General features: G+C 64.1%; 23 protein-coding genes. 8 read left to right on the top strand and 15 right to left on the bottom strand.

Going from position 1 to position 19614, the window contains the following annotated elements:
* Positions 1-18: 18 nt before the first annotated feature.
* On the bottom strand, positions 19-222 hold the full coding sequence (locus RS83_RS11525; RefSeq protein ID WP_045279658.1) for a hypothetical protein: 204 nt from the start codon (positions 220-222) through the stop codon (positions 19-21).
* A 115-nt stretch (positions 223-337) separates the two neighbouring features.
* Here RS83_RS11525 and RS83_RS11520 point away from each other — a divergent pair, with 115 nt between their 5' ends.
* Positions 338-949, top strand: a complete 612-nt coding sequence (locus tag RS83_RS11520; protein WP_045279657.1) for a flavodoxin family protein — start codon at positions 338-340, stop codon at positions 947-949.
* A gap of 9 nt (positions 950-958) precedes the next feature.
* Here the strand turns inward: RS83_RS11520 and RS83_RS11515 are convergent, their stop codons facing one another.
* Positions 959-1966, bottom strand: a complete 1008-nt coding sequence (locus RS83_RS11515; RefSeq protein WP_045279656.1) for a hypothetical protein — start codon at positions 1964-1966, stop codon at positions 959-961.
* A gap of 62 nt (positions 1967-2028) precedes the next feature.
* Between RS83_RS11515 and RS83_RS11510 the strand changes: the two genes are divergently transcribed.
* Positions 2029-3027, top strand: a complete 999-nt coding sequence (locus RS83_RS11510; RefSeq protein WP_045279856.1) for a hypothetical protein — start codon at positions 2029-2031, stop codon at positions 3025-3027.
* 221 nt (positions 3028-3248) lie between these two features.
* On the opposite strand, the gene RS83_RS11505 is transcribed toward RS83_RS11510, so the two are convergent.
* The 5 genes from RS83_RS11505 to RS83_RS18820 all read right to left on the bottom strand — a co-directional run bounded on the left by RS83_RS11505 (position 3249) and on the right by RS83_RS18820 (position 9731).
* A complete protein-coding gene (locus RS83_RS11505) occupies positions 3249-5009 on the bottom strand; it encodes a zinc-ribbon domain-containing protein (protein WP_197072117.1) in 1761 nt (586 codons plus the stop codon).
* A gap of 359 nt (positions 5010-5368) precedes the next feature.
* Positions 5369-6337 carry a TniB family NTP-binding protein gene (locus RS83_RS11495; RefSeq protein ID WP_231587774.1) on the bottom strand — a complete coding sequence of 323 codons (969 nt, stop codon included), beginning with the start codon at positions 6335-6337 and terminating at the stop codon, positions 5369-5371.
* A gap of 113 nt (positions 6338-6450) precedes the next feature.
* Entirely contained in the window at positions 6451-8448 is a 1998-nt protein-coding gene (locus RS83_RS11490) for a DDE-type integrase/transposase/recombinase (protein WP_045279652.1), read from the bottom strand.
* Entirely contained in the window at positions 8445-9215 is a 771-nt protein-coding gene (locus RS83_RS18350; RefSeq protein ID WP_052679091.1) for a TnsA-like heteromeric transposase endonuclease subunit, read from the bottom strand. The genes RS83_RS11490 and RS83_RS18350 overlap by 4 nt, the downstream gene beginning before the upstream one ends.
* Before the next feature lie 126 nt (positions 9216-9341).
* Positions 9342-9731, bottom strand: coding sequence for a hypothetical protein (locus RS83_RS18820; protein ID WP_156153191.1), 390 nt, complete (start codon positions 9729-9731; stop codon positions 9342-9344).
* 69 nt (positions 9732-9800) lie between these two features.
* Here RS83_RS18820 and RS83_RS19130 point away from each other — a divergent pair, with 69 nt between their 5' ends.
* The gene (locus RS83_RS19130; RefSeq protein WP_156153190.1) at positions 9801-10013 is read left to right on the top strand and encodes a hypothetical protein; all 213 of its coding nucleotides are present in this window, start codon (positions 9801-9803) and stop codon (positions 10011-10013) included.
* Between the two features lie 12 nt (positions 10014-10025).
* Here RS83_RS19130 and RS83_RS11475 read toward each other — a convergent pair whose 3' ends face one another.
* The 7 genes from RS83_RS11475 to RS83_RS19125 all read right to left on the bottom strand — a co-directional run bounded on the left by RS83_RS11475 (position 10026) and on the right by RS83_RS19125 (position 15850).
* A complete protein-coding gene (locus RS83_RS11475; protein ID WP_045279650.1) occupies positions 10026-11483 on the bottom strand; it encodes a ThiF family adenylyltransferase in 1458 nt (485 codons plus the stop codon).
* Positions 11465-11857, bottom strand: a complete 393-nt coding sequence (locus RS83_RS11470) for a hypothetical protein (RefSeq protein ID WP_156153189.1) — start codon at positions 11855-11857, stop codon at positions 11465-11467. Before RS83_RS11470 ends, RS83_RS11475 begins: the two co-directional genes overlap by 19 nt.
* A complete protein-coding gene (locus tag RS83_RS18590; RefSeq protein ID WP_082071648.1) occupies positions 11854-12489 on the bottom strand; it encodes a multiubiquitin domain-containing protein in 636 nt (211 codons plus the stop codon). Before RS83_RS18590 ends, RS83_RS11470 begins: the two co-directional genes overlap by 4 nt.
* 87 nt (positions 12490-12576) lie before the next feature.
* Complete coding sequence (locus tag RS83_RS18995; RefSeq protein ID WP_052679090.1) at positions 12577-13611, bottom strand: ImmA/IrrE family metallo-endopeptidase; 1035 nt, start codon at positions 13609-13611, stop codon at positions 12577-12579.
* Positions 13611-14480 carry a hypothetical protein gene (locus RS83_RS11455; protein WP_045279649.1) on the bottom strand — a complete coding sequence of 290 codons (870 nt, stop codon included), beginning with the start codon at positions 14478-14480 and terminating at the stop codon, positions 13611-13613. Before RS83_RS11455 ends, RS83_RS18995 begins: the two co-directional genes overlap by 1 nt.
* Positions 14470-15435, bottom strand: a complete 966-nt coding sequence (locus RS83_RS11450) for a hypothetical protein (protein WP_045279648.1) — start codon at positions 15433-15435, stop codon at positions 14470-14472. Before RS83_RS11450 ends, RS83_RS11455 begins: the two co-directional genes overlap by 11 nt.
* Before the next feature lie 97 nt (positions 15436-15532).
* Positions 15533-15850 (bottom strand): hypothetical protein, encoded by a 318-nt coding sequence (locus tag RS83_RS19125; RefSeq protein WP_045279647.1) that lies wholly within the window; start codon positions 15848-15850, stop codon positions 15533-15535.
* 95 nt (positions 15851-15945) lie between these two features.
* Here RS83_RS19125 and RS83_RS11440 point away from each other — a divergent pair, with 95 nt between their 5' ends.
* The 5 genes from RS83_RS11440 to RS83_RS11425 all read left to right on the top strand — a co-directional run bounded on the left by RS83_RS11440 (position 15946) and on the right by RS83_RS11425 (position 18531).
* The gene (locus RS83_RS11440) at positions 15946-16806 is read left to right on the top strand and encodes a metallophosphoesterase family protein (protein WP_231587773.1); all 861 of its coding nucleotides are present in this window, start codon (positions 15946-15948) and stop codon (positions 16804-16806) included.
* Positions 16807-16884: 78 nt separating this feature from the next.
* Complete coding sequence (locus RS83_RS18990) at positions 16885-17286, top strand: hypothetical protein (protein ID WP_052679089.1); 402 nt, start codon at positions 16885-16887, stop codon at positions 17284-17286.
* Positions 17270-17467 carry an antitoxin VbhA family protein gene (locus RS83_RS19265; protein WP_197072116.1) on the top strand — a complete coding sequence of 66 codons (198 nt, stop codon included), beginning with the start codon at positions 17270-17272 and terminating at the stop codon, positions 17465-17467. Before RS83_RS18990 ends, RS83_RS19265 begins: the two co-directional genes overlap by 17 nt.
* The gene (locus RS83_RS11430) at positions 17464-17856 is read left to right on the top strand and encodes a hypothetical protein (RefSeq protein ID WP_045279645.1); all 393 of its coding nucleotides are present in this window, start codon (positions 17464-17466) and stop codon (positions 17854-17856) included. Before RS83_RS19265 ends, RS83_RS11430 begins: the two co-directional genes overlap by 4 nt.
* Before the next feature lie 66 nt (positions 17857-17922).
* Positions 17923-18531, top strand: a complete 609-nt coding sequence (locus RS83_RS11425; RefSeq protein WP_156153187.1) for an HIRAN domain-containing protein — start codon at positions 17923-17925, stop codon at positions 18529-18531.
* A gap of 42 nt (positions 18532-18573) precedes the next feature.
* Here the strand turns inward: RS83_RS11425 and RS83_RS11420 are convergent, their stop codons facing one another.
* Positions 18574-19563 (bottom strand): LacI family DNA-binding transcriptional regulator, encoded by a 990-nt coding sequence (locus tag RS83_RS11420; protein ID WP_045279643.1) that lies wholly within the window; start codon positions 19561-19563, stop codon positions 18574-18576.
* Between the last annotated feature and the right edge of the window lie 51 nt (positions 19564-19614).

Genomic DNA, 19614 nt, shown 5'->3' with positions numbered 1-19614 from the left:
CGGTCAGTCGGCGGCGGGTCAGTCGGTGGCGTTGCCCGACCAGTTGTTCGACCGACGGGTGGCCGTGCCACCCTGGCGCATCATGAAGGCGAGCGAGAGCATCGTGATCAGCAGACCGCCGGTGAAGACGATCGCCTGGAAGTCCTCGAGCGACTGCGCGAGACCCATGAGGTAGATGCCTCCGAGGAAGAGGATCATGAAGAAGATGAAGCTGAGGATCACGGGGTCTCCTGTCGTAGCGGCCGTCTCCTAGCGTACCCGCCGACGCGACTAGCGCAGACGACCGAGAGAGGAAACCCCCTGTCCAGCGATGCCAGGCGGGTGGTTTCGTCAGGACATGACCACTTCCCTCACGGCACTCGCCATCTCCTGCACGCTGAAGGCCTCCCCCGCGGACTCGAGCACCGACCTGCTCGCCTCCCAGGTGCTCGACGCCCTCGCCGAGCACGGCGTGGCCGGCGAGCTGGTCCGCGCAGCCGACAGCACGATCAGCCCCGGTGTCGAAGCCGACATGGGTGGCGATGACGAATGGCCCGCGCTGCGCGCGAAGGTCCTCGCCGCGGACATCCTCGTGCTCGCCACGCCGACCTGGATGGGCCAGCACTCCAGCATCGCCCAGCGGGTGCTGGAGCGTCTGGACGCAGAGCTGAGCGAGACGGATGCCGAGGGCCGCCCGCACCTGTTCGACAAGGTCGCGATCGCTGCAGTGGTCGGCAATGAGGACGGCGCCCACCACATCGCGGCGATCCTGTTCCAGTCGCTCGACGACATCGGGTACACGATCCCGGCGCAGGGCTCCGTGTACTGGAACGGCGAAGCCATGCAGACGGTCGATTACAAGGACCTCGAGGCGACGCCCGAGAAGGTGGCGTCCGCCACGTCGACCGCCGCCAGGAATGCCGCCCACCTTGCGGGCCTGCTGCAGGAACGCGCGTACCCGGCGGAGTGAGCGCGCCGGTCAGGGGCGCTGGAAGGTGACGACGTCGGCGCGGCGGGACCGCGTCAGTGTCATGCCGGCCAGCTCGAGGCGGCGGAACACGCGTCGAGGGAGCACCGGGAGTTCGGCGGTGCGACCCGCCGGTGGCTTGGCGAGACCCGCGATGATCGTCCGATCGACTCCCGCACCGCGCACCTCGATGCGCGCATGGTCGCTGCGGGTCCGCCACAGCAGGTGCTCAAGATCGCGGAACCGGATGACGTCGGTGTGGTCGCCGACCGAGAGCCGCAGCTCGTCATTGCCGAAGGCGACCGTGCACGCCTTGGTGCGGCGGCGCAGTACCGCGGTGAACACCGCGTACACCGGCAGCGCGATCACGATGCCGACGAGGATGATCGCGACGCGCGCGCCCATGCGCAGCACGATGTCGTCGAACGCGATCAGCAGCAACGTACCGCCGAGTCCGAACACCACGACGATCACGACGATCGCGCCGGTGAGCACGCGCATCCGCAACGGGATGCCGGGGAAGCGCACGCGCGATCCGTCGGCGTTCTCCTCTCGCTCCCACTCGGGCGGCACCGGTGCCGGCCGCTTCTTCGCCTCGCGCCTGGTGAGGGCATCGGTCACACGGCTGAGCAACCCGAGCCAGATCCATCCCGCGGCCGGGATCGCGGCGAGTTGCAGCGCGGCGGCGACGGCGCGGATCCGCTCGGGGAAGGGGGCAAGCATGTCGTTGCCGAACTCGACCACGAACGCGATGGCGGCGCCGAGCAGGATCGCAACTGCGGCGTGCAGGAGCACCCCGGCGCGGGACGGTGTCATGCGCAGCGTGGCGTTGACGAACGCGAAGCCGAAGCACCATCCGCCGACCAGCATCAACAGGAACGGCACGAAGCTCAGGTCATCCCCCGCGAGCGTCGCCAGGATCGCGACGGCGAGGAGCAGCGCACCCCAGACCAACGGGCTGCGGACGAGCTTCCGCCCGACCGTCGCGTGCACCTGCGCATCGGGGGTGGGCTCGCTCATCGCAGCAATCCTAGGTTGCGCATGCCGATGCGTCAGAGCCGACGCGGGTGTACGTCTCGGAGATGGAGCCGATCCGAGCGGGTCTCGTGGCCGATCCCGCGTCGCCGACGGTGGTCGCACGTCGGATGACCGGCCTCACCCCACCTCTCGAGGCTGAGGCCGACGGCTGGATCGTCGAACTCGTCAGCGAACCGTTCACACTCGGATCCGAAGACGTCGACATCGCCCTGGAACGACTTCATGCGCACGCCGACGAGCGGGGGTGGACTCTCGTCATCGGCGTCACCGAGCTTCCGCTTCGTGATGATGACGGCCGCTACCTGCTTGCGGCGATCGATCCTGGCCACCAGTCCGCGGTGCTGTCGTTGCCGGCTCTCGGCGGTTTCCGGGTGCAGGCCCGGGCCCGCTCCGCGGTACAAGGACTCGTCGACGGGATGGCCGCACCCACCTCGCCTGAGGAGAAGCGCCTCCCGCTGCCCGGCCTCAGCGCCCGTGGACGGGTGCTGCTCGGCATGGTGCTGGCCAACCGCCCATGGTTGCTCGCCGCCGGGCTCAAGTCCGCGTTGGTCGCCGCCCTGGCGACCGGCGCGGTGGCCACGATCGAGCCGACAGTGTGGTCGCTCGCCATGTCTCTGTCGGGCTGGCGACTGGCTGCAGCGACCGTGGCCTCGATCGTGATCATCATCGCGTGGATCGTGATCGACGGCAGGCTCTGGGATCGCCCGGACGACGATTCGGCGCAGGCACGTGAGAGATCGCGTCTCTACAACACGTCGACGCTGTTGACGCTGACGATCGGCATCGTCATCTGCTACCTGGTCCTCTACCTCGTGAACCTGGCGTGGGCGCTCTTCGTGCTCAAGACGGCCGTGATGAGCGAAGCACTCGGCCGACCAGTCGGCCTCGGCGATCTGTTCGTGCTCACCTGGTTCGTCGCTTCGGCGGCGACACTCGGCGGTGCGTTGGGGACGGGTTTGGAATCTGACGATGCGATCCGCGCCGCCACGTACTCGAAGCGCGAGGAGGAGCGACGCGCCCGCCTTGCCGGAGTCCGCGTCTGAACGGCACGCGCCCCCTGCCACGCGTCGGGGAACACGACAGCGCCCTCGCTCCGTTCGGAGCGAGGGCGCTGTTCGCCGTGGAGATGTAGGTTCTCGACGATTCATTCAATTTGAGCCGCTTCTTTCAGCGTAACTGACGCGCTCATGCCTCCGAACGTCCGCGTCACTATCGTGCAAGAGCTCGGTGATAGCTGCGCATGCCCGGGTATCGTCGCGGCGCGTCAGCGGCCTGTGGATAGTTTGGGCAGCGTGGAACCAGATCGCCGTTTCCACGTCGAGATCTTGGCTGTGCACGACTGGCAATACTTGTCTTCGCGCATATACCTAATCTCACACCGGTAGGGCCGGTCGCATAGGCAGGTGAAGTAGGCCCTCGCGCTTGATCCGCTGTGCACGTCGCGAGGAGTGAGGGGACCGTTCGCGACCGAATGCCAGCGCGCCGCGACGCCCGGGCGCGCCGACTCCAGATCAGTCTCTCCCGGAGTCACTAGGCGTCCAGCGCAGTGCCCGCAGCCGTACCCCAGGACCCTTAGGTACACGCTGCTGGGATAGATGTGGCCTTTCTTCCTGCAGACCCACAGAAAGACGTCCTTCTGATTCCCTGGCGAAAGCTGGTCGGGGGTCACGCCGTCGTTCAGCGCCCACGAGAACTCCTCGGCTTCCTCCGGGTAGAGCGTCTGGAAGTCGTTGATGCCGGAGACGATTCGCCTTCCGGAACAGATGGGACATAATTGGCGTCGATGCAGCATGTCATAAAGGGTCGAGGTAAAGGGATGATTCTCCTTTTGACACCTCCATGCGACAACGTCAATGTTCAGAGCCACCGAACGGAGGTCGAAGGCCTCGTTAGCGTCGGCATCCCATAGCGGCAGAAGATCTGGGTGGTCGAGCACGAGGTCGACTCGTGCCTGATTGGGCGGATAGCAACGCCGACATCTCGGATCCGCTGTGAAGAGCATGATGAACATCTCGAACGAGTGACCGCGTCGGCATGTCCAAGCTGCCTTCTCTTCGCGCTTTGCTGTCACCTGCCAGTACCGAAGTCCGCGAATCAGATTCGCGCAGTGGTCCCAATAGCTGAAGGCTTCGGGGTCAGTCGTTGCGATGTCGGTCACCCCAGGGACAGTGATTTTATTCGCACACGCCTGGCATCCCGTGCGCGGCGCCCGTTCACGGGAGACGATTGAGGCTTCAAACGCGTGCCCTGCTCGGCAAACCCAAAAGGATTTGATCATCCTGCTTCGGCGTATGTCATCGAAGAGATCGCCACGGACGTCGTACCAAAACTCGTCCCGAAACTCCTTCACCGCTCGAGACACGATGTACATCGGGGAGTCTGGCCGGTCGAAGCCCGGGTAGCCCGGGGCGATACCTTTCCGCGTCGTGGGCCATCGTGAGAAGTCGATGGCAGACAAGTCTCGGTCGTGGGTGAACATCATTGGAGGCGGGTACACCGTCGACGGGCCGTCATGCCACCCAGGGGTCGTGGCCAATGCGACGCGGTAGAAATCGGGGCGAAGATGGTACCTCAAGCGTTGCGCAACCTCGGGGGCACATGCCACTCCGGTGCGCACCTCAACGATCTCCGCGAGGATGTCTTCCACTACCTGGAGGGCGTTGCGGGGATCAAGCACACGCCCAAGCACTTGCCCGGTCTCGAACGCCGAGTAGAGGTTGATTGCGTCAGGGTAGACGACCGCGCGCATGTGCGCTTCCGCTCTGAAGCGCCAGTCCGCGACGATGCCGCCGGTTCGAGGCAGGAATCGACCTGCAAGGAACTCATCCGTCAGCAGCTTCCATATAGCTCGGAATCGCAACGAGTCGAGCAGTCCAGCCCTTAGCAGCCGTCGGTGCTGGGATGCGGCGCGCCCGAACTCTGGGAACCCTCGCACTGAGAGTTGTCCGTCTATGCCGGCCCCCGGTCCTGTCCACCGCTGATGGCGTATACAGACATACGGCTCGAAGTTGTCGACAAGACCCACGCTTTCCCCTCTGGCACATTGAAGACAGAGGTTGCGGGGGCCCACCAGGGACGTTGAGCAGCGGCAGTCGGGGTCGGTGCACACTCGAGGAAGCGCATGGGTGGATCCGGAAAAAGTACCGACCGGCAGCCCGCTCATCAGTTCCACGGCGAGTTCGCTCTTGCGCCAGGCCTGATCCGGATACGCCATGCCCGCCAATCGAGCGCGATGATCGAGGTGGACGTACTCGCAATAATTGGCCCGTACCAACCGGGCGAAGAAACTCTGATGAGACTCCAGCGCGTGTAGACGAGCTCGGAACGGGAGCCGCCACGAACGTTCTCGTAATTCGGCTACGTGCGCATCCGAAATCCGCATGGCTAACCAGCCAAGCTCTCCACGGGGAACGTCGGCCAGTCGTATTGGTCATTGCCGTACAGTCTTCGTTGTTCAGCGGCGTCCCCCATTGGGATCTCGTCCAAGAGATGTTGAGTGATCTGCTCCCGCCCGTAACGCGCCACAGCGTCGCTCTTGATGAGAATCACGGCGGCGGTTCGCAGCGTGTTCGCTAGCTCGCCCATGACGCCGCCTGTCCTGTTGAAGAGGTACGAAGCCAGGCTTCTCACGGTTCCCGGCTCGTTGCCGATGAGTCCGAGAGCATCCTCGAAGTAATCACCTGTGGTCTTCCACACCTCGCGATCACCCTCGGTCGCCGCCGAGTAAGGATGCAACTCGATCAGCTGTGTGCGGCTACTGAGCTGACGGCCAGAAATCCCCTCGAACAGGCCGTTGTCGTTCAGGTCGATCCCTGCAAAGACGAGCGTCGCCTCGACATCGCCCATGAGCTTCTTGATCATGTTCTTCGTCGCTTCCCGCTGAGCGGGACCGCCGCGCGTCATGTTGTGCGCTTCGTCGAACGCCAAGAGACGGGTGCCATGTTCGTTCATTGCGCGAACTGCTGTCGTTCGCAGCTGTTGCTCGGTGTAGGCCCTCGTGGATTCGATGCCGATGAACGTCAGTAGTTCCTGAAGAATCCCCTTCGACGTAGTGGGCGCGGGGACCGTGATGATGACGCATGGCATCATCTCTTTGTCGATGAAGTCTGGGGTGTCCCGCCGAAGTCGGTTCGCGGTGAAGCGAGCGAGCTCGGTCAGGGTGTGGCTCTTCCCCAGATACGGTGCTCCGCTTAACGCGAGGCTCAGTGGGTCGTGAAGTGTGGCTGCATTGTGAATGTAAAGCGAGGTAAGGCGCTTCTTGGCCTCGTTGAACGACTGGGTGCCGATGGTCAGCCCGTGGTGAATGTAGCGAATGCGTCGTTCGTCGTAGGTTTGGCGTTGCTTCTCAGTCATGCGTAGGTACTGCCGGGCTGTGAGCACGTCCGGGCGATTCACGTGCTCTTGATAGAGGCGCTCGAGTCCCTCTCGACTCATGAGCGGCACCGCAGTTCTGTGCAAGAGTGCCATCAGTTCTCGATTTCTTCGTCCGGGCTGACCAATCTGATGCCCTCGACACCAGCTCTCTTCGTCGCCCGTCGGTGGGGCGGCAGCTGAGCGGCAGAGCCTTTCGCAGCTCTCTTGTTGCCGGACTGCTTCACACCGGCCAGGTTCACAGGCGTGCGATAGCGGTCGTACCTCGCAACCAGGTCCATCGCTGCACGCACTTCGTCTTTGATTACACCCTCAGTGCTTCTCGAAGCGCCACGGAGCATCTCTCGGGCGAACGGCCGCTCGTAGTCCGCTATCCGCTTGTAAGGGCACACGATCCACGTCCTTCGATGTGGATCCATGACCCAAACGACAGTGGGGTAATCAGGGTCCCACTTCACGAGGTACTCGTCGTCATGCCGAGGGTCGCCTGACGCCTGTCTGAAGAGTGGTCCAAGGTCCCTCGAGTCGTACTTTCCGCTCATGACATCCACGCCGTAGTGTTCAATCCGTCGGTAACCAGACTCAAGGTGGCGGATGTAGTTTTCTGCGACGTCAGGGACCGGAATTGACGGGGCGATGGCCAGAGCGGTCCGCAGTACCTGGTTGGGCGTTAGGAAGGAGTTCCGGGTGAGCGGATCGCTGAGCCCACGGCTTTGCGTGTTCGCCCAGACGTTGTCGAAAAAATCCTGGAGCAGTTGCACCATGACGACGTGTTCGAGTAGCTCCGTTTCGGGGATCTCCCCCCTGTTCTCTGCGCTTGCGCCGGTGAAGCCAGGCATGATCTGGACAAGTCGGTGTTCGATGTCTTTGAGTGCTTTCTCAACCTTTGCCTTGTCCTCGGGAGTGTAGGTGCGTGAGTACCGCACACCGCAGCCGAGCGCTTCGGCAACGCGTCGCGTGAGTTCGGCAACGAACGGCATTCCGTTGTCGATGACGAGAGTTTCGATTGCAACGAAAGGAGCGATGTCGTCATCGGGGCTCCAGCGGTCGACTAGGTCGACGAGTTCTGGATAGTCGGCGGCAGCCGACTCGACCTCCTCTCTGGCTGCGGATTCGTATGGTCGCAGTTGTCGGGGAAACGATGCCCGGGCCAGTAGTCGCACGATGGTTGAAGCTGTGGTCGTCCGAGCAAGCGCGAAAGCGAGGACCGTGGTGCTGTAGACATCGAGGAGGATCGAGAGCTCGAAGCGGGCACGGTTGCCGTGGTGATCGATGAGGAAGCAAGCGATCTTCGTGGTGTCGGCATGCACGAACTCTCCCGGTCGGCTTGCCCCTGTTGCTCCGAAGCCCTCGCCGGGTCGCTTCGATGCGACCCGGCGCTGGTTCGCCGTTTTCTTCCATCGCTTTTGGTGCTTGATGATCTTGAGGTACTTGCTCTGGGTGGAGCGACTGGGGAAATCGAAGCCGGGCTCCTCGGCGGTTACGAGGTCGCGAGCCTTGGCGAGGAGGAACTTGTCGTCGATGTCCGGTCCGCGCCAGTGAGCGTCGAGCACCTCGCCGATCTTCATCCAAAGAAGCTTCGGAGCCCGCTTCTCCACAGTCGAGTCCTTGAGCTTTCTCCCATCCACGAAGCTGAGAAGCGAGGGGTTCGCTGCCCACCTGTGACACATGTTGTAGACAGTGCGTTCCGTGGCGATGATGCCCCGTCGCGCGAGGTACTTCACGGCGTTTCGCACTCGCTCGGCTTTTCCGAGTGTGGGGTCGAACTCCGGATCCGCCGAATCATCGGGCAGAGCGCTCGTGTCGCGTCCGGTCTCAAGCAGGCTCACGACGTCGCGCCAGATTTTCGCCTTGCGGGCGTCATCCCCCGTGATCCCTGCATCCTTGAGGCTCGTGTCCGGCGGGACGGTGTAGGGGACATGTCCGACGAGCTCAATCTCGTCCAGGAGTTGCCAGGCGAGAACGCTACGGCGACCGAAATGATTGTGCCCTTTCAGTGTGAGACGCGAGCCGTCGATGTCGACCACTTCGTGCTCAAGTCCCTCGTAGGAGATGATGTCGCCAAGGCCGATGGGTCGATAGGCCGGCATCATGCGCCCCCGACCGTGTGCATCGGACGCGAATCGGAGAGCGCCCGGGAGTGGTCAAAATCGAGCTGTCGCGTCCACATGAGGTGGTACACCCACATCCGAGTCACCCAAGGAGGCTCACGCAGCAATTCGACCGCTGCGCGCATCGATGACGGCGACGCGAACTGTTCGAGGAGTGTGTCTCGTATTTTGGGAGGCGGGGCATAACGACGAGGGTCTGAGTACGCGTGAAGAAAGAGGAGCGTCTTCTTGGTGACGGTGCGCATGCCGTCGAACGCGATGTACCCGAATCCGACGTCTCTGCAGAACTCGCGGGTTAGCGTCGCTTCGCGTGCCAGATCTGCGTCGATGAGTTCGAGGGGCCTCACTTCCCAGATGTTCTGCGCTCCATCGTGGTGGACAGCGAAGAAGTCCGGCACGTGGTCTTTCTTCTCCTCTCCGCGGCGGAAGAAAAGCTTGAACGGTTGGGCCAGCACGGCAGCAACTGACTGGGAATGGTCGAGCGCGAGGAGCAAAGATTCCTCTTGCAGAGACGCGTATCCAACATGGCGGCGAGTGCTGGCGAAGAAGTAGAGACCAGAGCGGCCGCGCTGATGCCTACTCCGAGGTGGTGGGCTCCATGGAGCCCCGTGTACGAGGTCAACGGTCGTGAGGGCATCCCGCGCCGTGAACCGCCGCTTGCCGTTGATGGGCTGACGGACCACCAGGGCGTCCGCGCGAACCTCCGACGGCAGCAACACGATGCCGTTACTCTTCGCCTTGGTTGCCATGGTCGCCGCCCGGATTGAGGTCTGTCCGACCAGGTTTACCCCCTCCCCCAGTAGCGCACAAGGTGCTGTTGAGATGGGAAAATTGTGGCTATTGTATTGGTCATAATGTCTAATGTTTTCGCCACATCACTCTCCGGAGGCGACACCAGGATCGTCGTTTTCAACGCAGCGCGTGGCTTTCCCGCCACGGTGGATCTCGTCGCTCTGGCTACTGGAGCCGGGGCCGAAGTCATCACGCTCTTGCACTTCACCACCGACCACTTGCGAGCCGAGACTGTGAAGCGCTGGGTGCTTACGTCGTCGGACCAGCTGCGCACGGCCGGCATTCACCTCGTCAGCTTCAACACGGATCTCGGACTCGCACTCGGCCACCCGCTGGTCCTGACCGTTGGGCTGCATCCTGTCGCGCCCCACATGTGGCTCATCGTTCGTCGATGGACTCCACCGCGAAGAAGTGCCACCCAGCCGGTTGTGACCTTCGTCGGACCATCCGCGATCCAGCGAGAGGGTCTTCACGGCTCCCTCTGGGCGGAAGAACTACTCAAACCAGAGGACCTGGCGGCGATCCCGCTTTCAGACGTCATCGTGGCAGACCTCGAAGGCGACCTCACGAGTCCCGCGCGGAGGACTCCCGGGGCGCGGCACGCGTCGATGCTTCACCCCTTCCTCGGCCGCGCCGTCGTCCAGCGCGCGTCCGCTCGAGTCGTGTGGGCGGCAGCACCGGAGGGGGCGCCCCGCTCGCCCGGCCGCGTGCGGCCGGGCGAGCACGCGGTCGTGCGTCTGAGCCACGGGCTCTGACCCATTCCATACCTACCCGCCGCTGCCGGACGCCGGTGCGACCGGCAGCTCCTTGCCATCGCCGAGGGCGAAGCGGTTCGGTCCGCACTGAAGACAGCCGTCATCCTTGACCGGTTCGATCTCGACGACCTCGTCGGTGAGCGGGTGGTAGCTGACCCAGTGATCTGTGGAGGCGTCTCGCTCCACGAGACCGCCCACAGACATCAACCAATCGTCGATAGCACGGGACGCGGCGACCGCGTTGAGCGTGATGACGCTCGGGGCGTGCACATCGTCGTCATCGATGTACTGCTGACGCTTGCGCTGCTCGGGGCTGGTGGCTTCTGCGGTGATCTTCCACGCGGGGATGAGCCCGTTGCACTGTAGGCAACCGCTGCCGGGGCTGCTCATTCGTGACACTGAGAAGATGTCTGTGATCTCGCCATCCTTCACGCTCACCTTCGCCCCGATCTGAGTGTTCGGGATCAGGTACTGGTGCGAGACGGAGTTGACCAGCCGTCGTGCGAGCGCGGAGTCGGCTGCGAGGAAGATGTGGTCGCAGTCGGCGAGCAAGGCTGCCACCTCAGGCTCCATCACCGATCTCCGCACGCTGGTGATTCGGATCGTCGCTGAGGCCTGCCGTGCCACACGGGCCGCGATGTCGACTTTGAATGCCGCGAACCGGTCGCCGAGGGCCCGCAGGAATGCAGGCCGGGATGGGTGCCGCAGCCACGTGAGCGCGTCCCGGCGACGAGCTCCGACGACGCGTGGCAGGTTTGTCGGGTCGATCCGATCCGGGTCGATGAGGACGAGCTCCCCCACCCCGAGGCGCGCGGCGTACTCCGAGAGCACGGAGCCCGCACCACCGAGACCGACGATGGCCGCCTTCGACTCGGCGAGGATTTGCTGGCCCCGGTCGCCGAAGATGCGCGTCTGGCGGTCGAATCGGGGATCGGAGACGGCTGCCGCCGTGGGAACCGGCGTAAGCTCGATTCGCGAGCGGCCCACCACTCGCAGATGCGTGATGGATGCTCGCTCTCCCCCGCCGGACCAGATGTCTCCGGCAACGGCGTCGGTTGCGAAGACTAGCGCCCCGACGGGCACTCCCCCATTGATGTCGAGCAGCGCCGGATACCCGCGGTCGTGCGAGGCCATGTCGGTTCCGGAGAACTCGACCGTGCGGCTGCCCCCGTGGTTGTGGACAGCCAGGTAGGCAAGGCCCGTGTCGGCGCACACGTCGATGTTGTCGGCGACGAACTCCGCCGTTAGCTTGCGGTATCCGCGGTCGCCGGCGATGTAGTCGATGCCGTCCACGGCTGGAACAACGTCCCGCACGAGAAGGCGGGTGCCGCGAGCGGTGCGAGCGATGCCGCACCGGAGCACGGCGCCGTGCTCATCCCCGTCACCGGGGAACAGGTGGGAGTACAGCGCGTCCCATTGCTCCCCGGTGATGGTGACCGACCATACGCCGCTCATCGCTGCTCCAGCCATAGCAGCACCTTCAGTGCCTTCGTCGCCGCGGTATCGACCGCAGGGTTGAGACGGTTGCTTCGGCGAGAAAGCTGCATCGCGGGCACGTTGCTGGGGCCGAACGATGTGAGTGCGAAGCCCTCGCCGGGGACAGCCCCATCCACGCGCACGATATCCGGCCGCACGAAGTGCGGATACACGTCCGCTTCCGGATACGGGTAGGTGATCTGGAAGGACATCCACGTGGTCTCCTGCGTGAAGGCCGGCCCGAGCGGCACCTCTTCGATGGTGACCCACGCTCCGCCCTGGCCGTCCGACACGTACGTGACGGTGGTGTCAGGGAACGAATGACGAAGCTCGTCGATGGCGTTCAGGATCGCGTCAGTGATGCTCATGAGTTGTCATCCCCGTCGACGGCGCGGAACTCGTCGTCGCGCTTGACGCGAATCTGCTCATCATCGCCGACGGGCCGGAACTTCTGCCCGTTCTTGCGGGAGAGGAGGAAGTCCGGGCCGATGGCGACGCCCTGGGCGATGGCTGCGTCCTTGATCTGCTGACCCGTGTGGCGACGGCCGTCGAGCGTCACCGCCTGGCGGTTGACCGTGACGCGGATCGTGATGACGCGGGTGACGAACCTGTCACCGTCGGCGATGGGGACGATCTCACCGTCGCTGATGGGGTCGTCAACCTCGTCGGGGATGTCCTTCCAGACGCCGTGCGTTTCCGGGATCGGAGGAGTCGTCACCGCACGAAGCTGGTCCTCGGTGAGAGTGGCGGACCGTACCTGGTACGGGACCTTGTCGATGAAGATCGTGCGGACCTGGTCGGTGAAGAACCGCATTCCGGGTGTAAGGGCGACGGTCTCCTGATCGGCGACGAGCTGATCAGGCGCGTCAGGAAGGTCGAGCCAGATATTCTCGGCAGGCGGCGCGGTGAGCTTGCGAAGCTGAGCGCCAGTGAGGCGACGCTTGGGAGCGTCGATGGGCTTACCATCGATGAAGATGCGGACGGGGTCAGTCGGGGCCATGATGGCCTCCAATCTCTTGCTGTGGTGGGGACGATCCCCACGCAAGAGACATAAACGGGACAACTCCCGATCTGTCCACGGACGCGGCTAGGAGCACTCCACGCAGGTGGCGGAGTCGCCGAAGAACTGACTGACGTGCTTGACGAGAAAGCACGTGTCGCATGTGATCTCGGTTGGTTTCGTGCAGGCGCAATGTCCCGATGGACACTTCGGCTTGCTGCACGTGAAGCAGTGGATCCGAATCTCGAAGTTCGTCCCGCAGGTATCGCAGTCCGCCCACTTGCTCCTCGTCCGCGCGACGGTGAAGTCACGAGGCGGCGAGAAACTTCTCCACGGCGCTGACTCCTCGACCATCACCACGAACAGGCGGTCACCAGCCCACGCTGCCTGACCGTAGAGCTCGTTCGACGAGTGGCCGTCGAGGTACCAGATTCGGGCATCGTCTCGAGACCACACTCGCGCAGACTCGGCACCGTCGAAGGCGGCGCGGATGAGCGGGTTCTCGCTCTGATTGCTACCCCGAGCGGGCGGGAACATCGATCCTCGCGCAGCAGCGAACGTGACGATGCCGGATTCGTTCACAACCGCGATGACGCCGGAGCCTCTGAGGCGTTGCGTGAGACGGACGCTGATAGCGGCGCGTGAGGCGTTGGAGAGGTCGAAGAGGTCGACCGCGGTCTGCGCGGTCGGACCACCGAACGGTCGGCTCGCGTCATCGACCATATCGTCCGGTAGGAGAACGCTCGCGGCGAATGCGTCGCAGCAGGCATCCTCGAACCCGGTCGGGTCCGTGTGTCGCATCACGCGGCGCCCCAGCTCAAGGTTCGTCTGCTGGAGGTGATGTCCTAGTTCGTGCAGCAGAGTGAACTGCTGGCGTCGCCTCGACATCGACTCGGTCACGATGAGAGTCGGCGGCGTGTCTCGGTACCCACCGGCAACCGAGCAGTCGACCTGTGAGTCCTTCGGCACGAACTCTGGGACGCGCTGGATGGTCAGGTCGGGATGGCTGCCGAGCGCGTCGAACGCATCCAGGGTGAGGGTTTCCAGGGGCCCGCCGGCAGCTTCCCACGCCGCGCGCATAGCTTCGACCTGCTCGTGTGTTCCGTCGAGGTAGCGAGGCATCAATGCTCCTCGGTCGCGACATACGCTTCGAGGCGCTGCCGCCAGATCTCCCGCCCAGTTCCCCGCTCACGCGCCGCAAGCTGGTAGATCGTGTAGCCGAGTCGAGTCCGTCCATGATCTTCGTCTCCGTCAAGAGCGCACCGCCGAACGCTATCGCGCCACCGTGGTTCCTGGAGCTCGCGGGCGAGATCCTTCGGCAAAGGATCGAGCGCGCCGAGGATCGCATCCGCGGTGATGTCAGCAGCTGCGCCCAGGGACTGGGCCTCATCCTCAGTCAGCGGCTCACGCCCCTTCAAGATATTCATGGCACGGGATTGCGTCACCCCCAGTGTCTCGACGACGAGTCCCAGGTCGATGTCGAGCTTTGGCCCCGCGGCGATGGTCTGAGGAGCTTCCAACCGCGGCGCCCGCTTCAACGTGGCGACCGCATCGAAAAGCTCATCGATGGCTAGTGCTGCTCCAGAACCAGGAGAAGGTGCCTCGGTGTGGGAGATCTGCCCGCGCCATGAACTGACAGTGTTCAGTACCGCGGGCATCAACGTCTCCAGCAGACCATCCAGTGCGGCGTATGAGATCCATGTCCCGGCTGTCGGCCATATGCTCAGCGGGGTGTGGAGATCGCTGTGGTCGGCATCCACGACGACGGTCGTCGCATCCGCGACACCCGCTTCGACGCTGACCGGCAACACGTGCGCGAGGGCTCCGTCATCGTCGACTTGGTCTACGAGCACAATGGCTGCGGCGTCCGCCCAACTCGCTTGCCACAATTGTCCCCGTGCAACCTCGCTGGTCGGCGAGACGACGGGAAGCTGCGGGATTGCGAACTGAGCGGCGAGTTCGAACCAGCGCTCGGATGCGTCAGATGGCACGCGTATCCTCCCTTTCGTCCTGGGTAGACGGGACAGAAGCCGATCTGTCCAGAATTGGCTTCATCACCGCCAACATAACCTGTCGCCCTTCTTCACCGCCGCCCGCCAGTTCCACCAGATGCCGACGCGCCGCGTCCATCGCCTTGTACACCCCAGACCGGGAACGGTTGAGCTCATCGATCAGACGCGGAACATCGCCCCAGTACCGGAATATCGACACCTCTTCGTCTGTCAGCTGAGGGAAGATGTCGTCGGCGAGGCGGTCGATGCGGATCATCTCGGCGGTGACGAAGGCGGAGTCCGAGTCCGCAGCGCTGTTCGTCAGCGTGTCAGAGTTCGCATCGACCATCGATTCGGACGCGTCCCCCAGCTGCAGCATGAGCGGGAATCGATTCCCGCAGATGACCGTGATCTCGGCGGCGTGGAGCCGACCGGCACACTCAAGCAGGCTCTGAATAAGCTGCTCGAGTTCACCCGCTTTCCCGATCCGGAGATTGCCGTTCCCCCAGGGATGCAGCTCAATGTCGGCTGCATCGGCGATGGCTACCAGTTGAGAGGTAGTGAACAGGTAGCTCTCGTCGTCGCCGTCGGCGAGAAACCAGTGGTGTGCCACTCGGGACGGGGCGAACAGGGCGGATCGTTCGAGCCGCTTCTCCAGGCGATTCCGCAGGGCCCCGAACGGCAGGTGGCGGGACTTGTCCACCAGCCACCGTGTCCCCCACCTGTAGGTGATTCGGGCGGCCGCATCGTCGTCTGCAGCGGCCCCTATCGCGAGAACGTATCCTGTGCCCTTGTCGAGGAAGAAGCCGTTCCGGAGGTCTTCGGCCGTTTCCCGCGCCCGGAGCGCGGAGAATTTTGTGATGAGCGACTCGAACACGTCGGTCATCATCTTGAACGCGGCCGGACCGACTCTGCCGCTCGCTTGCAGTTCTTCCTTGATGCGTGTTGTCGCCACGATTGCCCCCTCCGCGCGTCACCCAGTCGCGCACGGCTTCGCCGCAGTCTCAACTTAGAGGCGCGCGCGAGAAAACGGCCATACCGCGGCGGGCGATTCATGTGACTTTCGCGAGCTCGACGGCGTTCCCCCACACCCAGCACCGGAACACCTGATCCTCCGCCTTGAACGCGATCCCCGCTGCGAGCGGAGTGGACCGGAGCAGCACCGCATCGACGCGAACTGACTCGGGCCCGAAACGCACCCAGGCCGTCACCGCAGAGTACGGACGCGGGTAGATGGTGAGCGGCTGCCGGTCAAACGCGAGCTCACGCGTGGTCAGCGACTGCAGGGGGCCGGACCGGGCCGCCTCCAAGATCGCGCGGTGCTGCGAGTAGCGGTCATAGAGAGGTGCGAGTCGTTTACTGGTCCCCAATACCGGCGATCCTTCCTCCGGCCGAAGAGTCGCCAGTCTAGGACCGAAGGCAGACATGCCGCGCGTCGACCCGGATGTCCGTTGCTGGGTCTACGGTGTCCGCAGAAGATGACCCACGACGAGCTCACGGATGGGAGCGGGAGCGCATGAGAGATTACGAATCGGCGACCGACATCGCGCTGCGAGATCAACGTGTGGCTGTGTGCGGCGACTGGCACGGCAACACCGGATGGGCCCGCGTCATCGCCCGAGCCCTCACCCCGCTCGCGCCAGACGTATCGACAATGCTGCATTTGGGCGACTGGTGGATGAACGTCAACGACGTCGACGAGGTCTTCGCCGAGTCGCCAATAGAGCGCATCTATGTCACCCTCGGTAACCACGAACCGTGGAACAAGTTCACTCCCATCCTCGAAGCCCACCCCGGATCCGCTGTGCGCCTCTCTGAACTCGTATGGCTGCTGCCTCGCCCGGGGCGGCTCACCATCGGCGGCCGATCCGTCCTCTCGCTTGGCGGTGCCTCATCCGTCGACCGCGAATCGCGACAAGAAGGTCTGACCTGGTGGCCGGATGAGGCCATCACCGACGAGCACGTGGCGGCCGCAATTGCCTGCGGCCCAGCTGACCTGATGCTCACCCATGAGTCTCCCGCCGACACCCCGGTTCGCCCTGTCCAGACACACCTGCGCACCACTCCACATTGGTTCACCGACAGGGCCCTCGCCGAGTCGGCCGCGTCTCGAGCTCGAGTCAGCAAGGTGTGGAATGCCGTACGCCCAGAGCTGCTCGTGCACGGGCACATGCACGTACCCGGGGGCGGCAAGACGGCCGACGGGCGTCGGGTAGCAAGCCTCGGTCGAGATACCCAGGAAGGAAATCTCGCGATCCTGGACATGGGCAGCCTGAGGATGGCAACCCCGAGCCTCGCTGTCATCCGCGGACTGGCAGAGGGCTGAGACGTGGCGAGGGCACACGGGCCCGCGCCTGTCGGAAGTCGCGTTTCGAATGTCGGACGCAAGGCCTACAGTGGCCGCATGACGACATGCGACGAGGAACTCATCGCCTGGAATGGCGATGGTTTCCCGCCTGCCGTCGAAAACATCCGGCAACGCATCGCCCAGCTGCCACAGTGGCAGACCATCGGAGTCATGCGTGGATGGTGGCCCATCCTCGTCCGCCTCGACGAGCGCCTACGCTCGGTCGAACCCAGCTATCGGCTCACGCAAGTGAAGCAGAAATTCGGCTCGCTTGACGTGCACATGAAGGGGCCCGTCACCTCCGACGAAGTTCGTGCGGCGCTGGCCGCCGCGGAGGCTGAGTCGAGGGTCACGTGCGAAGCCTGCGGCCGCCCTGGGAACGGCCGTCGAAGTCGAACGGGATGGATCGGCATCTTCTGTGACGACCACAAGAACTACGACGATGAACGACGAGACTGACGAGGAGCGGCGGCGTCGGGGCGTGGAGAACGCGTTCGCCGATCTGCGACTCGACGGCCGATCCCCAAGTCCCGAAGCGTTACGCGACGCTCACGACTACATCCACGGGCGGCGAACTCTCGACGAGATCATCGAAGTTGTCGTCCGCCGACACACACGGCCCCCGAAGGACGAGCCATGACCGATAGCGATAAACCGAATCCTTGGGCCGAGATCGTTGGATCCTGCTTCACCGCCACATCACTTGCTCGCACCCTCGGCTGGGAAGAGTCGGACGTGGCCGACGCGGCGACATCGCTCACCGTACTCGAGCTGAGAACCAGCGACGATGTGCTGCTCTATCCCGCGTTCCAGGTCTCGGACGGGCACTTGGTTGCCGGCCTCGGCGATGTCCTTCAAGTGCTGAGCACCGGCACGAAGGGGCGGTGGACGTGGGCACAGTGGCTGAACACCAGCGTGGACGACGAGTCAGGTGAAGTTGCCCCGAGCGCCATCGAACGGCTCCTGAGCGGGCAACTCGACGAAGTGCTGCGAGACGCGCGGCACACCGCGTGGGCTTGGAGTAGTTGAAGCGACGGCGAACGGTCCACCAGCTCATCGTTTTAACGCAACGCAGGCTGGGCTACCCTTCCGTGCATGGGTCTTCTCGACTGGTTAGGACGCCGACGCCCGCCGACAGTGAGTCCCGGTAGCGCCGGAACCCCTGCTGAGCCGATCCTCGTCTCGCGACGTGAGACTGCGTCGGGCATTACGGTATCCGCCTACGCTCCCGGAGGCAGGCCCGACGGGTATGTCTCGCCCTATCTCTCAGCCGACGAAGCCAACGAACTCCTGCGTTTGAGTGACCGTGGGCTGCCGAACCTCAGGATTGTTGAGTTCCACGGCGAGTGGTGGCTGTCCGAGACCTCGACAGGCCGGCTCGTCAACGCGGGATCGCTGGCCCTGAGACGCCTCGGCATCTGGAGCGTTCGCGTGCGCGGGGAAGAGCACGCGCCCGGCAACCTCCGTATCGGCCCCGCCGAACTTGTACGTGAGCCCGAGAACGAGTTTGATGCGAACGCGGTGGCCGTGTATCAAGACGGTATCCGTTGCGGGTACTGGAACAAAGGCGCGGCCCGCTCTTTGGCGAAGCTACTCGACAGCGGACGGATGCTCTCCGCCTACGCGATCTCCGCTCACCCGCCCAAGTTAGTCGCCGCGGAGCCGCCTATCCTCGCGCACCTGATAGGCGGATTGCGACCTTAGGCCAGCCCTCCTATGGCGTACGTGCGGACGAGGGCGTATCGGTCAGGTCGAAGCGCGGGCGACAACCGCAACGGGCGCGGCTAGCTGAGCCGGCGGCGGCGCAGGCAGGGAAAGCACATCCGCGAGTTCCGCTGCTACGGACGCCGCCTCACTTGCAAGGTCAAAGTGGATGCTCGTCAGCGCGGGTGCTACGAGCGTGGCGAGTGCCGAGTCGTCTACTCCGATGACCTTGACCTGCTCCGGCACCGACAACCCGCACTGCGCAGCTGCGGTCGCAACGGCCACTGCGCTCGGATCGCTGAACGCAACCACGCCAAGGGGCTGCCCCTCCCTGATCCACCCCGGCAGGAGCTCGCCTAGCTCGTTTACCCCTTCGGACAGGACGACGTCGCCAGCGAGGTTGAGACGCCTTTCAGCGCAAATCCGTCGGAACGCTCCGCGGCGCGCTTCGACAAAAGGCAGGTCACGATCTTCGGTCGCCGCAACGAACGCGAGTGAGGCGCTGCCGCGCTCGAGCAGGTGGTTCACCTGCGCTTGCACGATGTCGGACTGATGAATATGGGTGGTGTGTGGGTGCGATTTCGAGTCTAGAAGCCAGGCCCGAACTTCAGGGATGCCTGCGGTCTCGACGGCCGCCGTATCCGACGGGCTCAGCGGCTCGAAGGTGACGACGGCTGCCGCGGTGACCATGCCCAGCAGTTCTCGTAGGCGACCTTTCCAATCGGGACCCTCATAGCGCAGGCACACCAACCCGATGTCCGCCGTTCGACGTCCGACCTCACTGAGGACGCGGCCGAGTTCACCCGTGGTGCTCCAGTCTGGCAGCAACAAGAGCACCACTTCACCGCGCCCGATGCGGAGAGCGCGCGCAGCTGGCGAACCCTGATACCCCAGACTCTCTGCCGTGGACAGGACCAGCTGGCGCGTCGCATCACTCATACGCGCCCCCGGCCGGTCGTTGAGCGCGTAGCTCACGGTTGCTCTAGACACATCCGCCGCTCGCGCGATGTCGGAGATCGTCACCCGCTTCATGTTCCACCCATCTAGTTGACACGATTAATCATAAGGCTTACAGTTCTGGTT

Source organism: Microbacterium oxydans (assembly GCF_000956525.1).
GTDB lineage: Bacteria > Actinomycetota > Actinomycetes > Actinomycetales > Microbacteriaceae > Microbacterium > Microbacterium oxydans_A.
The sequence above is the reverse complement of the archived record's forward strand: the minus strand, read 5'-3'. Positions and strand labels throughout refer to the sequence as shown.